1 protein-coding gene is annotated in these 266 nt (G+C 72.2%); it reads right to left on the bottom strand.

All coding sequences use genetic code 11. The features are described 5' to 3' along the window. On the bottom strand, positions 1-266 hold a 266-nt coding region (locus tag R0J92_RS23615), incomplete at both ends, for a hypothetical protein (RefSeq protein WP_411053466.1).

Genomic DNA, 266 nt, shown 5'->3' with positions numbered 1-266 from the left:
CCCTTGTCTTCCGGCCGCTCGATGTCGTGCGGTTCGAGCAGCTTCGTGTCGACATCGCCGGTATCGCGGACGCCGGCCAGCTCCAGGACGCCCTGCAGAACGCCGCCGCCGATGCGGCGGAAGCTGCGGCGGGTCGGGATCTGATCCTCCGGGCGGAGCTTACCGGGCGCGGCGCCGTGCACCGCCAGTTGCGTCAGGGGGATGGCACGGAAGAGCTGCTGGCGAGTCTGCAGGAAGCGGGCCCTTCCGCGGCCGGCGCGCAGGTC

The sequence above is a fragment of the Tritonibacter sp. SIMBA_163 genome (genome assembly GCF_046535935.1).
In the GTDB taxonomy this organism is placed as follows: domain Bacteria; phylum Pseudomonadota; class Alphaproteobacteria; order Rhodobacterales; family Rhodobacteraceae; genus Epibacterium; species Epibacterium scottomollicae.
Note: the sequence above shows the minus strand (reverse complement) of the source record. Positions and strands in the feature narration are given on the sequence as shown.